We start from the raw sequence: 13,679 nt of genomic DNA, 5'->3' as shown, positions 1-13,679 counted from the left end.
CCTCCCCTCGTAGACAGCACATGCGGCGCACGGAATGTCTACCTGACTACGTGGCCTCCTCACAATGAGGGGAGGCGGGTCGAGCATGTTGCCTTGCTGTCCTACCGGCCGAAACTCAGTAACACGAAGAGCGCGCCCAGCAGGGCGAAGATCCCAGTGATGAGGACGCAGAAGAGGTGGCCGAACAGGGGCGACCAGGTGCCGCCGCGGCCCATGATTGTGGCGGACCGTGCGGGGTTGTTGGGCCGGTACCGCACGGTGACGGTGTCGCCCGGTTCGAGGAGCACAGCGTCCTCCTCGAACTCGACGTGCTGCCCGTCGAGGGTGGTGAAGGCATGGACGTGGTGCCAGGAGGTGTTGCCTTCGCTGCTGTCTGACGAGTATCGGCGGATGCAACGGCCTTCGACAGCGATGCCGCTCGTGACGGAGCGCAGGCGGCCGATGAGCTGCCGCGACAGGCAGAAGCAAAGGACCCCGAAGACGGCAAGGACGGCGAGGCCCACCCAGAACATCGTCGTCTGCTCCGGGTAGAGGCTCACCGGCTACGCCCGGAAGGCTGCGCTGCGGGTGGCGCTCCTGCCACCGGAATGGCAGCGTGTGCGAACCGGAGCTCTGGCCCGCCAACTACTGGCTGCACGAGACGGTTTACTTGCCCTTCGGTCATCTCGAAGGTGATGTTCTGCATCAACGCCGTCGGTGCGTGCGCCGACAACTGGAGCGCCCAGGTGGGCTGGTGGACGGCGTTGCCGCCCCAGACGGTCCATGCGGGACGGATGCCGTCGGGGTCCTGGGAGGCGAAGGCGTCGAACTGTACGCCCCCCGTGTAGGCGCCGGGGGCCTCCCAGGCGATGAAGCGTCCGTCGATGGATCGCTTCCAGCCCGCATTTGTGAGCGGACCGGTCGCCTCTGCGATGGCAGCCTCGGTAACACGGATGGACGGGCTGCGGCCCCCCGCATTATGGCTGGCAAGCGTGTCCAGCAGGGCGCCGATGATCGCGGCTGGTGTGGAGGCGGTGACCGTGGCGTGCCACAGGCGGTCACTCACCGGGGTTTCGTAGGCAGCGACGGTCCAGCTGATGTCACGCGGCCCGGCCTCGTGCACGAACTCCATGCGCAAGGTGAGGGATTCGTGGCTAACGATGGTGGTCTCGTCGTACGGGCGGTATTTCTCCCAGGTCGGTTGGGAGTTGAGGAAGTCCTTGAGGAGGGTCTCGTGGTCCCCGGGGTCGGCGGCGTACACGGGCACCCACTCCGCCTTCGCCGCCTGCGGTTCCGCTGGCGCGTCAGCGGCCAGGGCCGCCTCCGACGTCGATACACCGGTGAGAGCTTCGGCAGCCTGCCGTTCTGTGTCGGTGGGCGGCGGCGGACCGGGACGGACGGCGTCGCCGTACAGGCGCTCGAAGTCGGCGATGGCTTCGCTCGGTGTGTCGTAGGAGCTGCTGACGACCCGCGCGTGGTCCTCGCCATGGAGATGGACGCTGTCGGCATGCCGGTAGCTCCCGACCGCGACCGTGGTGTGGCCGTCGTGGGCGTGGAGGTGAACGGTCAGCAACCCGGATCGAATGTCGTCGTGGATCTTCTGAGCGTCTGCGGAGACGAGCCGGATCTCATCCCGGTTGAGCCAGGTCATCGGGTGGCTCGCCCAGGTCCACTCGGTCTCGATCTCCTCCCGCAGCTGCTCGGTGATGTCCACGGGGACGCCGGCGTCGCGCAGGAGACCCGCTGTGATGTTGGCGTAGTAGGACTCCTCGTGATCGATCCGGACGAGGACCATCGTGGTCTCGGTGACCGGTTGGAAGCCCTCTGAAGCGAGGGTGGCGCGGGCGGTGTGGAGCGGGCTGCCGGCGAGGGTGGCGACGACGGCGCTGGGGTGCTGAGGGTGGAGGGCGAGATGAACGTGAGCGGCAGGTGCGGTGTCGGGCATGCGTGGGGTCTCGTTTCACCGGTCCAGGGACGATGGGGAGATCGAGCCCGCACCGGGGGTTCTAGCGGGCGGCTCGTACGGGAGGTGGGACGGTGCGTGGTGGTGGCGGCCCGGCCCACGGGGCAGCCGGGGTTCGGGCCGGCCGAGCCATGTGGGGTGCGGCTGTGCGGATGGCCTGGTGCCAGCGGGAGCGCACGGTGGTTAGTTCCGCCAGTGCCCGTCGGCTTCCGGTGATCAGCTGGTGGGGGCTGTTGGCCGGGTCGTCGGTGAAGGCGGCGATGCGGTCGGCGACGGTGTGTGCGCGGGCGAGCAGGGCGCGCTCAAGGACCTGCTCGCCCCAGTGTTCGGGGGAGCCTGCCGAAGTGGAGAGCAGGGCCAGCAGGTCGGCGGGGGCGGTGTCGTGGGTGAGGACACCGCGGTGCTGGGCTTCCCAGAGCACGGTGATCGGGTCGACCGGGTCGCCGCGGTGCGTGAGCGCGGTTAGGCACTGCCACAGAGCCGCGTGCATCGGCAGGGCGAAGTCCTCCGGCACGAGCCAGCGCATCTGGCCGACCGTGGCAGGGTGGGCGGTGGCGGTCGCGAGCAGCAGACGTTCCTCGTCGAGAGCTTCTTCGCTGGTGTCGCGGGCAGGCGCCGGCGGGAGGGATGTGCGCGGCAGGGACCCGGCGTGCGCGGCGAAGAGGCCGGAGAGACCGTCCAGGAAGTCGGCGAGGGCGTCGGCCTGCTGGACGGTGGCCTTCGCCCGGTGGGGCAGGGTGCTGTCTGCGGCGGTCTGGGCCAGGCGCCCCGCGTGGAGGCGCAGGCTGCGGCGGGCATGGTCGGCGCGGATCATGCGGGCATACGTGGCCGCGTGGCCAGGCCAGGGACAGACCTGGATGAGGGCATGCAGGTAGACGGCGGTCAAGACGCGGGCATGGGGGCGGGCCGCGTCCAGGACGGCGTTCAGCCACGCGGGGCTGGAGCGGTGCTGCTCGATGTCGGGGGGCGGCGCCGTGCGCATGGCGCGGAACAGTTCGGCGTGGGCGGGATGGGAGAAGTGTCCTGGCTCCAGCGGGCCGGTCTCGTCGAGGCGGTAGGGCTCCAGGAGGAGGGCGCCGAGCAGGGCCTGTTCGACGTAGTGCACGGCGGACGGCGGCGCCAGGCCGTCCAAGTTAACGCCCTCGTAGGGGATTTCGGGGTGGGGCATCAAGCGGCCAGGGTGAAGTCGTCGGGTGTGAGGGTCTTGCCGAGGTGGGGGGCGAGCAGGTGGGCTGCGAGGCGGGGCGGGACGGCGTTGCCGACCTGGCTGAAGATCTGGCCCTTGTTGCCCTGCCAGGGGTAGTCGGCGGGGAAGGTCTGAAGGATGCCGGCCTCGGCGGCGGTTATCCGGATCGGATCCGGGGTGGGGGCTGTGTCCGGCGCGGCGGGCGTGACCGGTTCGGCCTGCCACACGCATTCGTTGACGCGGTGGCCGAAGAACAGGGTTCCGGCCGGCTGGTCGAGGGTGCGGGTCGTGGCGTTGGCCTGGCTGTTGCTGCGCAGACTCCAGCGCCACGCCGGCGCCGTGCCCGCGGCAGGGTGAGGCAGACGGTCGGTCTTCTCCACCGGACAATGCGCCTCGGATTTGGCGGAGTTGGCGGGCGGGGGCGGTTTCCAGGTGCCGCGGTCGCGAGCGTCGCTGAGGGTCTTGCGGGAGCCGGAGGGAAACGGCTCGGGCCCGCCGCCGGGACCGCCGCCGGCACACACGGTGGGGACGGGGCGGTCGGTTGCGCCCCAGCCGAGGGCTTCGGCCATGGAGATCCATCGGGCGCGGCCCGGTCCGAACAGCGAGTCGGGCTCGGCGAGTTTGGCGTGGGTGGGCGCCGGCGGCGCGGCGGTGTGGGTGCGGGAGGCGAGCAGGATTGCCCGCCGCCTGGTCTGCGGGACCCCATAGTCGGCGGCGTTCAAGATGCCGGTCCATACCGAGTACCCCCAGGTCCGCAGGATTGCGGCGTACTGGCGCCACAGCGGAAGGACGTCGGGGACCTCCTCCATCGCGACCCATTCCGGCTGGCCGTGCTGGTGGAAGGCATGCAGGTAGCGCATGGGTTCGGCGGCGAGCAGACTCCGCGGATCCTGGCAGGCGGCCAGGAGCTTGGCACGGGTGTCGAAGCCCCGGGCGAGGTCGGCGACGGCCTGGTGGACCAGGGGCTGGTCGAGGAGCCCGAGGCGTTTGCCGGCCATCGACCATGCCTGACAGGGCGGTGAAGCGATCAGCCCGGTGATCCGGCCCAGGAACGGCCACAACGGATAGGCCGCGACATCGGTTTGAATCGTCAACTGCCCTGCCGCTGCACGCGTTTTGCACGCCCATGCGTCCCATTCCAGGCCCACGTCCCGTGCGCCGAGCACGGTCAGGGCCTGGCTCCATCCGCCCGGTCCGGCGAACAGATCAAGTATCAAGAGGCCAGTCCGAAGTCGTCCTGAACCGGCTCGACTTCACCGCGGCAGGCCCACGGGGAACAGCCGTCGATCACGCCGCCCTCCAGCTTCTGGGCGTCGGCTTCGCTGGCGCCGAGTTCCTGCTGCATGGCAGCCCATTCGGCGGCGGTGACGTGGTCGATCGGCGCTTGGTCGAGCGGCACGCGTGAGCGGTGCAGGAATGCCTCGCCCAGCAGCCGGTTGCCGCTCGCGTTGGCGCGTGCGTTGCCCTTCCGGATGGCCGCATCGAAGGCCACCACGTCCTCCCACTCCTGCGGCGAGGAGTCCCGGATGGATCTCCACTGCGCGTTTCCGTGGAAAGGGCATCCCAGGCAGCTCGATTTGGGTGTATCCGCCAGGCCGAGTGACGTCAGGTATTTGATGCAGTCGGCCCTCGACCAGCCCATATCGATGAGAGGGTGCCGGTTGCGCATGTATTTGACGTCCGAATCCTTGGCTCGGTGGAATTCGTCCGTCGAAATGCCGACCCACTGCTCCACGAAGACGTCTCTCGGGATGCGCGCGGGATAGGGGTATCCGAGGAGTTCGCGCACCTGCTTCTTCAATGGCTTTATTTTGTACTCGCCAGTACATTGCCGCCTGGTCATCCCAGGTTTGCCATCCTGGTTAAGGATGTACAAAGGCATGGACGCGAAGCGGTGGTGCGGGTCGAGTGCGTCCTGTCGAATGTTGCCGGAAGAGACGCGCAGGATGGGGATTCCGGCGGGTGCGGCTATGTCCCGCTCCAGCCGGTCCAGATGCCGGTAAACAGCCTGCGGCTCCCATCCTGTATCGGCGAATATCGCGTAATCGACTTTGGGGAGGGCGCCCTTGGCGGACAGGGCGAGCATGGCGCTGGACTGCACTCCAGCACCGAGTGAAATTGCGGTGAATGCGGGGGTTGCGGAAATGGGTGAATCCTTGCGGCGGGGGCGTGTGTAGGCGAGTCAGCGCAGTGTTCGGCCCGCGTCGCGAGGTGACGCAGCGGTCATGCGGGGCAGCGGGCGCGGCGTGGGTGCGGTGCGGGCGGGACTGGGCCGGCGGGCCTGTGTGGTGACTGCGATGTAGTGGGGGATGAGGCGGTCGGTGATGCGCCAGGCAGCCCGCGCCGCTTCGGCGGGCACGGCCACGGACGGTGGGGCGCTCATCCGGTCGGTGATGTCCTCGTGGAGGTCGTCCGGGATCAGGGGGCAGATCAGAATGCGGTTGGTGCGGTGGCCCAGGAGGTAGAGGCGGAGCCCGTCCGGGCCGGTGAGCACGGCATCCTCCAGGCGGTGGAAGGCGGCGAGGGACGGTCGGTCGCTGCTGGGCGTCCAGACACGGGCAGTGCGTTCGAACCGGGCGGTGATGGCGTTGTGTTGCTGGACGTCTGCGGCCCAGTGGCCGGGCAGCCTGGCCGCCAGGTTGCTGGAGAAGTCGGCAAGGTCAGGGATGGGATGCCTCTCTTCAAGCGGGCATGCGGGGGCTTCGGTGGATGTACGGGGGAGCGCGGGCAACCGTGTGGAAGTCGCTCGGCGTGGGGGGCAGTTGTACGGCGGTGTCGGCACAGAGTCCCCAGGGAAGGGGGGCTTCAGGAGACGGGCCGCGCGAGGAAACCGGGCAACAAAGCCGTCCGGGAGAGCCTCCTGTTGCTGCTCGCCGTGTGGGTGAGGCACCACAGCCGCAGAGCGGCCAGATCGTTCGACGGCGGATCGCGATCCGTAGTTCGGTTGTGTGACCGGGTGCTATGCGGCGGTGTCGAAGTCGGACTGCTGCGGGGCGGCCTTGGCGACGGCTCGCTCGGTGATGCCCTTCGAAGCGCGGGCGGAGGCGGCGGACAGCTCGTCGGCACCGGGTTCGAGATACCAGGGGCGCAGGTCGAGCATGGCGGCACGCAGGCCGGTGGCGAAGCAGAGCGCGGTGCCCTTGGGCAGGGCGCGGATGGCGTCGGCGGCCAGGATCCGCTCCTGGCGCATGGAGACGGAGGTGCTCTTGCCGGAGTCGGAGTGCGAGGTGGAGGTGGTCTCGACGTCGTGGTCGCCGATCAGACGGGAGAGCTTGTCGGCGAAGTCGGGATCGTCGATGCCGGACCCGATGACCTTGATGGTGGAGGCGGACCACATGGCGTCCATGCCCGCGTCCCCCCAGACCTTCTGCCCCTGGCGATAGGACTGCAGGATCGTGATGGGGATGATCCCGCGACTGCCGAGGTGGGAGTACAGGTCCGGCAGGTCACTGATCTTGCACACGTTCGCGGCCTCGTCCAGGATCGCGAGCATCGGCGGGTCGAGGCGTCCGCCGGCGCGTTCGGCCTGGGTGGTCGCCGCCCGCATCACGGAGTCCGCGCACGCGGCGATCAGGGCGCTGGCTCCGCCGCCGCCGTCTTTGGAGAGCAGGTACAGGGTGTCGGTCGAGGTGACGAACGCCTCCGGCCGGAACTCCTCGGCGTCCTTCTGCGGGGTCACCCACGCGGCGATCTCCGAGTTCAACAGTGCGGAGGCGTACTGCCTCGCGGTCTCGTAGATGCCGTCCCTCGTTTCGGGCGGACCCTCCACGGTGCCCTTGAGCTGGGCGGCGACCGCGGTGAAGCCGTGGTCGCGCAGGATGTCGAGAGGGGTGCGGTCGGCGGGGAAGGCCAGCCACTGCATCACGTCGGTGATGGGGCGCTCGTCCAGGGCTGCGGCGAGGAACAGCTGGGAGAGGATGTTGGATCCGGCCTTGGACCAGAAGTCGCCCTGCTGGCTCGCGTCCACGCTCGCGGCGAGGAAGTGGCCGGCGAGCCTGCCTGCCCCGTCGAGGGTTTTGGCGGTGGCCAGGGGATTCCACCACATCACGCGTTGGGCGTGGGCGATCTGCTGCGGGTCCATCGACCAGGTCCGTCCGACCGCCGCCCGCGCGTCGAGCGTGGCGGTGAAGGCGTCGCCCGCCGCCTTGTTCGAGGTGAGTATGACTGGGCCGGGCGCGCTGAGGATGGAGGGGATTGCCAGGGAGGTGGTCTTGCCGGAGCGCGGCGCCATGATGGCGACGGCGACGTCCTCGTACCCCATGCGTACCTCGTACTTGGTGCCCTGGAGATTGCCGAGGAGGATGCCGGTGTCACGGGCTTCGATGTGCTTGGCGTTCTTCAGGCTCGGGCGCAGCGAGCGGGCTTTGGAGGCGATGGCCTTGGCCATCAGCGGCTCGATGTCCGTGTGCTTGGCCATGCCGTCGATGCGCTTCCTGCGCCCGCCGCTGCCGGCCTTGTACCGCTTGTAGAGCACGGCGGCGGTGATACCGAGGGCGAGCAGGACGGCGCCGGGCAGGACGCGCGTGCCGAACAGCAGGGACGTTTCTCCCAGGTCGGGCCAGAGCTGGGCGGGGTGCAGGAGGGCCTGCACGGGCTGGTAGGGGGCGCCGGGCCCGGAGTCGGTGGCCCAGGTGGTGATCTGCCCGCCGACCCAGGCGAGGTTGGACAGGGGAACACCGACGGCGAGCGCTCCGAAAAGAATTTTGAACGCGATGTCGGTCGCGTCGGTGGACTTGGTGGAGGGCTGGGGCAAGAGGGCGGTTCCAGTGGGGAGTTGGGGCGCCTGCGGGTCAGCGGGGCCGACGGGGCTTGGGCATCCTCGGCGAGGAGGGTCCCGTGGCCGGTGGCGGAGGGGTGCGCCGCTTGGCGAGGGCGGTGGTGCGGCGTTCCAGCGCGAAGGCGAAGGTTTCGGCACTGATCCGGCTGGGGCTGGTGCGACCGTGGGAGGCGGCCAGGTGAGATACGCGGTGCGGTTCGCGGACCAGGGGCGTCGTGTCGGCCAGCGCGCCGAAGAGCGCCGCGACCAAGTGGGGCGGGGTGTCGCCGTCCACGTATCCGCGCCAGATGGAGGGGAGGTCGTGGACGGAGGTCTCGACGATCCAGCTGGCGGTGCGGCCATCCTCGTGGACGGTGGCGTCGACGCGGGCCAGACCGTCGGGCGCGGTCATGCCCTGGGGGGAGGTGTGACCGTCGTGGTGGCGGGGAGCGTGCCAGCCCGCCGCGCGCAGCGGCTCGTACGGGTCGCCCGCCACCATCGGCCGCGGGCCGGGGGCGGTGAGGGCGTCGGTGACCGCGGCGATGATCTCGACCGGAGTGCAGGCGTCGAAGGCCATCGACCAGGCCCGCTGCCCACCGTCGTGCGCATGGCGCAGGGTCCACCACGGCTCGGCCGGGTCCGGGTCCGGGGTGATACGCAACTGGGCGAGCTGGTCGGGGCTGGTCAAAATGACCCGCGGGACCAGCGGGTCCCCGGCGGTGCTCCACCCACTGGCACGGTGGAGCGGGACGGTGACCCAGGCCGGGTCGCCGGGGCCGGCGAGGTAGCGGGGCGCGACCAGGACCACGTCGATGTCGTGCGGCACGCCGGTCACCTCCGGGCCACGGAGGATGGCGCTGCGGCGGGAGCCACCGGGCGTGCGTGCGTTGTGGCTGGGGCCAGAGCCGGTGAGCGCGGCTGGAGGTCCTGGGCGGCGGCGTGGATCTCCAGGAGCGCCTTGCCGTGGGTGGACCAGTCGTCGAGGTAGGACCAGGCTTCATCGTTGCGTTCGGCGACCGCGTCGTCGTACGCGAAGGTGCCCGGCCGGGCGGTAGGGGGCAGCGCGTCCCGGGTTTCGAGCCAATCCTGCTCAAGCGCGCCGAGCTGCGTCAGGGCCCCATCGAGAACACTTAGCTGCCAGGGCCAGCGGGATTGGAGGTGGGCGGCGTTGAGCTGCTGCACCTGGGCTTCAGCGGTGGCGACCAGTTCCTTGGCGAAGGCGCGGACGCGGTGGAAGGACCGCCAGGTGTCTGCGTCGCGTTTGACGGCACGACGGCTGTGCTCGTCGTCGTCGAGGGGCCAGCCGTCAAGATCACTGTGCTCCTCTCGCCAGGCATCGAAGTCGGCGAGGATCTGCTCGCTTTCGCGCAGGAAGACAGCGAGCTGATTCAAGCGCTCGCGTTGGATTTCATCGGGGGCAGGGGCAGTTGGGGACAAGAACGCTCTCAGAGACGGAAGCGGGAAGAGGGGGCGAGCCGGGCGGGGGCGCCGCCCGGCTCATCAGTGGGTCCGGCCGGGGGAGGGAGTGGCCGAGGTGACGAGGGGCGTCGGGGGAGAAGTGGTGAGCGCGGCGGCTGTGCGGCGGGCCTTGCGCGCCACGGCACGCATCGTCTTGAGCCGCGCCTCGTGCGCGGCGGCGAGCTGCTCGCCCTGCCAGCCGTGCTGCTCTTGGGTGACCAGGTGGGTGTGCGGAACGTCGTCCATGCCGCGTTGGACGGGCTCGCCGTCGGCCAGTGCGGTGGTGAATGCGGCGATCAGGTGGGGCGGCATCTGTTCGTCGAGGTAGGCGTGCCAGATGCGTCGGAAGCCACCGCCGCCGTTGGGCAGGGCGGCCTGGGCCCGCCAGTGAAAGGTCTCGCCAGGCTCGACGGCCCACCGTTCCAGGCTGAGGATGTTGTCGGGGTGGCGGGCGATCTCGTTGCCGCGTTCGTCGCGCTCGTAGGACCAGCCCGCCGCCGTCAGGGGCGACCAGACGGGGGGAGCATGTTCGGGGATGGGTTCGAGCAGCGCGTCGGTGAGGTGGGCGAGGATCTCCACGGGGGTGTGCGCGCCGAACTCGGTGTACCAGCGCCGACCGTCCTGTTCCTGCCCGCGGATACGCCACCATGCCCCGTACGGCTCGGGTTCGGGCTCCAGCACCACGGTGTGCCGGTAGTCGGGGCTGACCAGCAGGACGTGGGGGAAGTCCGGATCGGAGCGGTTGGCCCAGCCTGCGGCCCGCAGCGCCTGGGTGATGTGCCGGGGATCTCCGCCCCCGGCGAGATGGCGAGGCTGGGTCTCGAACCAGATGGTGCCGTGCGGGGAGTTGGCGCGACTGGCGACGTAGGGGGTGCTCACAGTGCGGCTGGCGCCTCGGCGGGGAGGTCGAACTCATGACTGCCCAGGCGGCGGACGTCTTGGTGCAGCGCATGGCAGTCGGTCACTTCGGGGGCGGCGGCTCGCATCCGGGCGATGATGTGACGGATCTCGACGGGCCATGGCCCGAGTGCGTATCCCTCGATGAGGCCGGCGGTGGAGCGCAGGATGTTGCCCAGGGCCATGGGTACCCCGCCCTCCTCGTCGAGGACCTGGGCCAGGACCCTGCGGGCTTCGCCGAGTGACGAGGGCTGACGGAGATAGTCGTCGACCTCGTCCAGGACGTGGAGTGCCTCGGAGATCTCCTCGGCGCTCGGCGCGCGACTGGCGGGGCTCATCGGCCGCTCACCGCAGCGGTGTGGCCGGTGTGCTGGGCGTTCAGGCGCTGTACGTCCCAGTGCAGGATGTGCCAGTCCGTGAACTCCTGGGAGGCTTCGCGGAAAGATTCCATGATCTGGCGGGTCGTGTCGGGCATGGGGAACTCGGCCTGGCGGCCGATGAGGTGCCCGGTGCAGCGCAGCGCCTCGCCGAGCAGGATCGGGACGCCGTCGTCCTCGTCGAGCAGCGGCACGAGCAGCGGCAGTACGTCGCCCAGCGGGGGATGAGTGCGCAGATAGGCCGCGAGGTCGGCGAGCGTGCCCGTGGCCTGACGGACCTGGTCGGGGGTGGGTGCTGCGGGGAGAGCGTGGGGCAAGAGGGAGGCTTTCTGTAGGGGAGGCGGGGTGGTCGGCCGGTCAGCGGCGGCCTCGGGTGCCCGCCTGGGCGTACGGGCCGGCGGTGGGTGTCTGGCGTCGTGGCCGGGTGGTGGCCCACGAGTTGCGGGCCCAGGTAGCGGCGCGTGCGGCCCGGATGCGGGCCTGCTGCCACGCGGACAGCTCCTCGGGCCGCACGGACACCGAGGTGGTGCGGATGCGGGTGGAGGGCGGCACATGGCCGCGCGGACGCATGACCTGCTGCGGGTCGGACAGGGCGGTACTGAACGCCTGGACGAGGTGCATCGGCGTGGTGGCGGTGAAGTGGGCGTCCCAGACGCGACCGTGTTCGTTGCGGGCGCCGGCCCACCAGTGCGCTTCGCCGGGCTTGGACTGGTGGAACTGCATCCAGGCGCCGCCGTCGGGGCTCATGGCGGTGACGTGCTGGCCCTTTTCGGTCGTCCAGTGCTGCTCTTGCAGGGGCGCCCACATGTTGGGTGCGTGCGCGGTGCGGGGGCGGGTGAGGGCGTCGGTGAACCCGGCGACGATCTCCACGGGCATCTGACGGGTGAAGGTCGCATGCCACGCTTCCTGGCCGGGGGTGGCCCTCCCGGAGATCGTCCACCCGCCGGGCTGGGTGAACGGGTCGTATCCGAGGCGGACGGACTTGTCCGGGCTGTCGAAGACCAGCGGCCCGCCGGTCTTGGACTTGTCATTCCAGCCGGAGGCACGCAGGAACTCGCTGACGTAGCGGATGTCGCCGCCCCCGGCGAGGTAACGGGGCTCGACCAGGTAGTGCTGTTCGGCCTGTTGGGTGCCGGGGCCCCAGCCGGTCCACTGCTGCTGCTTCACCGGCTCCTCCTGACGACCATGGCGGAGGCGACGGGGCTGGGCGGCAGGGTGCTTGCCGTGGTGGGCGTCGCCCCGAGCTGCTTGATCGGGTCGGCATGGTCGTCAAGGTCCATGGCGACGCTGTGGAGTTCGTTGGAGGCCCGCCCCATGGCGAGCCATACCTCGGGCGGGAGCATCCCGCGGTGGGCCTGGCTCTGGGCGAACCGGGTGCCGGTCTCCACCAGGTCGGTGACCCGGGTCAGGACGCCGTCCTCGGGGTCGAGGACTTTGCCGAGGATTCGGGCCGCTTGGTGAGGGGTGGCCTGGTCGAGGTAGTCGTCCAGGGTCTTGATGAGGCCGGCGATGTCCTCGGCGAGGCGTATGGGATAGGACGACAGGTCGGTCATGGGCCTCCTGGGGGCGAAGGGAAGGGGGGTCAGCTGCGTCGGCCGAGGCGGCGGGCTTCACTGAGGGCGGCCTCTGGCCGGGCGCCGGCCAGAGGGAGGGGCCGCTCTGGGCTGCCGACAGCGACGGCGCGCAGGTAGCGGCGGAACAGGGCTGCGGCCAGGCGTGGGTTTCTGCTGGTGGCGATGGGCGGCGGAGTGCGGTCGGGCGTGGGGATGGGGGTCTCTCTCGAATGACGGGCCGACCCCCGGCAAGGGGCCGGCCGGTGGACGGTTACGGGGAGCGGCGGGAGGAGCGGCTGTCCGCTGAGGGCGGTGTTGCCGGGCGCTGGGCGGGGTGGGCGCGGCCGGGGCTCTTGGGCGCGGGCTGGGCGGCGGCCGGGGGCACGACGGCGGGACGGCTGGGGTTGCGGATGACCGCGACCGCTTCCTGGTAGGCGGTGGGGTCGAAGAGGTCGTCGGGGATGTTGACCACGTATCCGGCCAGGAGGAGTGCGGGGATGGCCCGGGTAGCGGCCTTCTTCTGCTCGTCCTCGTTGAGGTGGCTCGGGACTTCGTGCCAGACGTAGACGGGTCCGGCCGTCACCGAGGTCTTGCGTTCCAGGCCGAGCGTGTCGAGCAGAGCCAGCAGATGCTCGGGCGCCGCGGTGCGCGTCTCGGCGTAGATCGTGTTGGCCAGGGGCTTGCGGTAGATCTCGACGTCGCTGCCGTACTCGTCGGCACGGTTACCCATAGGGGCCTTCTCCGTTCTGATGGGGTTATCGCCGCCGGACAGGCGACTTGGACGGGGCCGTGACCGCAGCGGTCTCCAAGGGCGGCTTGGTCTGCGCAAGCCGCACGCTGACGCCGATACCGAGCCGGTCCAGCTGTGCTGCCGCGCGCTGGATCGCCTGGGCCTGTACGGCGGTGTCCTCACCGGACAGCACGAACGCGTCCAAGTCCTGGTCGTAGACACAGCCGTTGTCGGTGAGGATCTGTGCGGCGTCCGCCCGTTCGGGCTTGGCGACGTGGAAGTCGCGGCCCGCCAGCGTGATCACCACAAGCTCCGGCGGCGCAGGCGCAGTGAGACGGCCAGCGTGGTCGTGGACCTCGGCGAGGGCCTTGTCGTAGCGGGGCAGCAGGTCGGTGGTGATGTCGGCCGCCGCCTTGACCGGGTCGTCGGGGACGACGATGCCGTCGGGCTCGCGTACGGTGCGGAAGGCTTCCGCGGGGATGCCGGCAGGAGCAACGGCGCCGACGAGGAACTCCTCGCCGCTGCGGGGGCGCGCGATGACGTACAGGCGGGTGCCGTTGCCGTCCTCGCGGGTGAGGACCGCATCCTGGTCCAAGACGTGCTCGGCAATCGCGTGGGCGAGAAGGTTCATGTCCCACACGTGTTCCGCGCGGGCGAACTGGTCGGGGTACTGCGCATGCGTCTGGTGCTCGCTGATCCAGTTGCCGGGGAGTTCATCGGCGAGGGCGATGGCGAAGGACGCAAGATCAGGGGTGGGGTTGTGGTCGGGCATGGGTTCCT

Annotated in this window: 16 protein-coding genes; all 16 read right to left on the bottom strand. The window is 70.2% G+C overall.

What is annotated here, in order from left to right:
- Nucleotides 1-101: 101 nt before the first annotated feature.
- The 16 genes from ACGFW5_RS01650 to ACGFW5_RS01575 all read right to left on the bottom strand — a co-directional run bounded on the left by ACGFW5_RS01650 (nucleotide 102) and on the right by ACGFW5_RS01575 (nucleotide 13,671).
- Complete coding sequence (locus tag ACGFW5_RS01650) at nucleotides 102-539, bottom strand: DUF3592 domain-containing protein (protein WP_393832128.1); 438 nt, start codon at nucleotides 537-539, stop codon at nucleotides 102-104.
- Nucleotides 536-1,924 carry a DUF317 domain-containing protein gene (locus ACGFW5_RS01645; protein WP_393832127.1) on the bottom strand — a complete coding sequence of 463 codons (1,389 nt, stop codon included), beginning with the start codon at nucleotides 1,922-1,924 and terminating at the stop codon, nucleotides 536-538. The genes ACGFW5_RS01650 and ACGFW5_RS01645 overlap by 4 nt, the downstream gene beginning before the upstream one ends.
- Before the next feature lie 61 nt (nucleotides 1,925-1,985).
- Nucleotides 1,986-3,110 carry a DnaB-like helicase N-terminal domain-containing protein gene (locus ACGFW5_RS01640; protein WP_393832126.1) on the bottom strand — a complete coding sequence of 375 codons (1,125 nt, stop codon included), beginning with the start codon at nucleotides 3,108-3,110 and terminating at the stop codon, nucleotides 1,986-1,988.
- Nucleotides 3,110-4,345, bottom strand: coding sequence for a DNA cytosine methyltransferase (locus ACGFW5_RS01635; protein WP_393832125.1), 1,236 nt, complete (start codon nucleotides 4,343-4,345; stop codon nucleotides 3,110-3,112). The genes ACGFW5_RS01640 and ACGFW5_RS01635 overlap by 1 nt, the downstream gene beginning before the upstream one ends.
- A complete protein-coding gene (locus ACGFW5_RS01630; RefSeq protein ID WP_393832124.1) occupies nucleotides 4,342-5,214 on the bottom strand; it encodes a hypothetical protein in 873 nt (290 codons plus the stop codon). The genes ACGFW5_RS01635 and ACGFW5_RS01630 overlap by 4 nt, the downstream gene beginning before the upstream one ends.
- Nucleotides 5,215-5,310: 96 nt before the next feature.
- Entirely contained in the window at nucleotides 5,311-5,859 is a 549-nt protein-coding gene (locus ACGFW5_RS01625) for a hypothetical protein (RefSeq protein ID WP_393832123.1), read from the bottom strand.
- A 228-nt stretch (nucleotides 5,860-6,087) separates the two neighbouring features.
- Complete coding sequence (locus ACGFW5_RS01620; protein ID WP_393832122.1) at nucleotides 6,088-7,881, bottom strand: TraM recognition domain-containing protein; 1,794 nt, start codon at nucleotides 7,879-7,881, stop codon at nucleotides 6,088-6,090.
- Between the two features lie 37 nt (nucleotides 7,882-7,918).
- Nucleotides 7,919-8,710 carry a DUF317 domain-containing protein gene (locus ACGFW5_RS01615; protein WP_393832121.1) on the bottom strand — a complete coding sequence of 264 codons (792 nt, stop codon included), beginning with the start codon at nucleotides 8,708-8,710 and terminating at the stop codon, nucleotides 7,919-7,921.
- 5 nt (nucleotides 8,711-8,715) lie between these two features.
- A complete protein-coding gene (locus tag ACGFW5_RS01610; protein WP_393832120.1) occupies nucleotides 8,716-9,276 on the bottom strand; it encodes a hypothetical protein in 561 nt (186 codons plus the stop codon).
- A 108-nt stretch (nucleotides 9,277-9,384) separates the two neighbouring features.
- Nucleotides 9,385-10,221, bottom strand: coding sequence for a DUF317 domain-containing protein (locus tag ACGFW5_RS01605; protein ID WP_393832119.1), 837 nt, complete (start codon nucleotides 10,219-10,221; stop codon nucleotides 9,385-9,387).
- Nucleotides 10,218-10,577, bottom strand: coding sequence for a hypothetical protein (locus ACGFW5_RS01600; protein ID WP_393832118.1), 360 nt, complete (start codon nucleotides 10,575-10,577; stop codon nucleotides 10,218-10,220). Before ACGFW5_RS01600 ends, ACGFW5_RS01605 begins: the two co-directional genes overlap by 4 nt.
- Complete coding sequence (locus ACGFW5_RS01595; RefSeq protein WP_393832117.1) at nucleotides 10,574-10,933, bottom strand: hypothetical protein; 360 nt, start codon at nucleotides 10,931-10,933, stop codon at nucleotides 10,574-10,576. The genes ACGFW5_RS01600 and ACGFW5_RS01595 overlap by 4 nt, the downstream gene beginning before the upstream one ends.
- A 40-nt stretch (nucleotides 10,934-10,973) precedes the next feature.
- Entirely contained in the window at nucleotides 10,974-11,783 is an 810-nt protein-coding gene (locus tag ACGFW5_RS01590; protein WP_393832116.1) for a DUF317 domain-containing protein, read from the bottom strand.
- Nucleotides 11,780-12,169, bottom strand: coding sequence for a hypothetical protein (locus ACGFW5_RS01585; RefSeq protein ID WP_393832115.1), 390 nt, complete (start codon nucleotides 12,167-12,169; stop codon nucleotides 11,780-11,782). The genes ACGFW5_RS01590 and ACGFW5_RS01585 overlap by 4 nt, the downstream gene beginning before the upstream one ends.
- Nucleotides 12,170-12,440: 271 nt before the next feature.
- Complete coding sequence (locus ACGFW5_RS01580) at nucleotides 12,441-12,899, bottom strand: hypothetical protein (RefSeq protein ID WP_393832114.1); 459 nt, start codon at nucleotides 12,897-12,899, stop codon at nucleotides 12,441-12,443.
- A 25-nt stretch (nucleotides 12,900-12,924) separates the two neighbouring features.
- The gene (locus ACGFW5_RS01575; RefSeq protein ID WP_393832113.1) at nucleotides 12,925-13,671 is read right to left on the bottom strand and encodes a hypothetical protein; all 747 of its coding nucleotides are present in this window, start codon (nucleotides 13,669-13,671) and stop codon (nucleotides 12,925-12,927) included.
- Nucleotides 13,672-13,679 lie beyond the last annotated feature (8 nt).

The organism is Streptomyces sp. NPDC048416, from assembly GCF_043200435.1.
In the GTDB taxonomy this organism is placed as follows: domain Bacteria; phylum Actinomycetota; class Actinomycetes; order Streptomycetales; family Streptomycetaceae; genus Streptomyces.
This window is presented reverse-complemented; position numbering and strand designations above follow the sequence as displayed.

Excerpts from the sequence above, each read along its gene's own strand:
- ACGFW5_RS01645 (WP_393832127.1), bottom strand. The coding sequence starts at position 1,924 with ATGCCCGACACCGCACCTGCCGCTCACGTTCATCTCGCCCTCCACCCT.
- ACGFW5_RS01640 (WP_393832126.1), bottom strand. The coding sequence starts at position 3,110 with ATGCCCCACCCCGAAATCCCCTACGAGGGCGTTAACTTGGACGGCCTG.
- ACGFW5_RS01630 (WP_393832124.1), bottom strand. The coding sequence starts at position 5,214 with ATGCTCGCCCTGTCCGCCAAGGGCGCCCTCCCCAAAGTCGATTACGCG.
- ACGFW5_RS01600 (WP_393832118.1), bottom strand. The coding sequence starts at position 10,577 with ATGAGCCCCGCCAGTCGCGCGCCGAGCGCCGAGGAGATCTCCGAGGCA.
- ACGFW5_RS01585 (WP_393832115.1), bottom strand. The coding sequence starts at position 12,169 with ATGACCGACCTGTCGTCCTATCCCATACGCCTCGCCGAGGACATCGCC.
- ACGFW5_RS01580 (WP_393832114.1), bottom strand. The coding sequence starts at position 12,899 with ATGGGTAACCGTGCCGACGAGTACGGCAGCGACGTCGAGATCTACCGC.
- ACGFW5_RS01575 (WP_393832113.1), bottom strand. The coding sequence starts at position 13,671 with ATGCCCGACCACAACCCCACCCCTGATCTTGCGTCCTTCGCCATCGCC.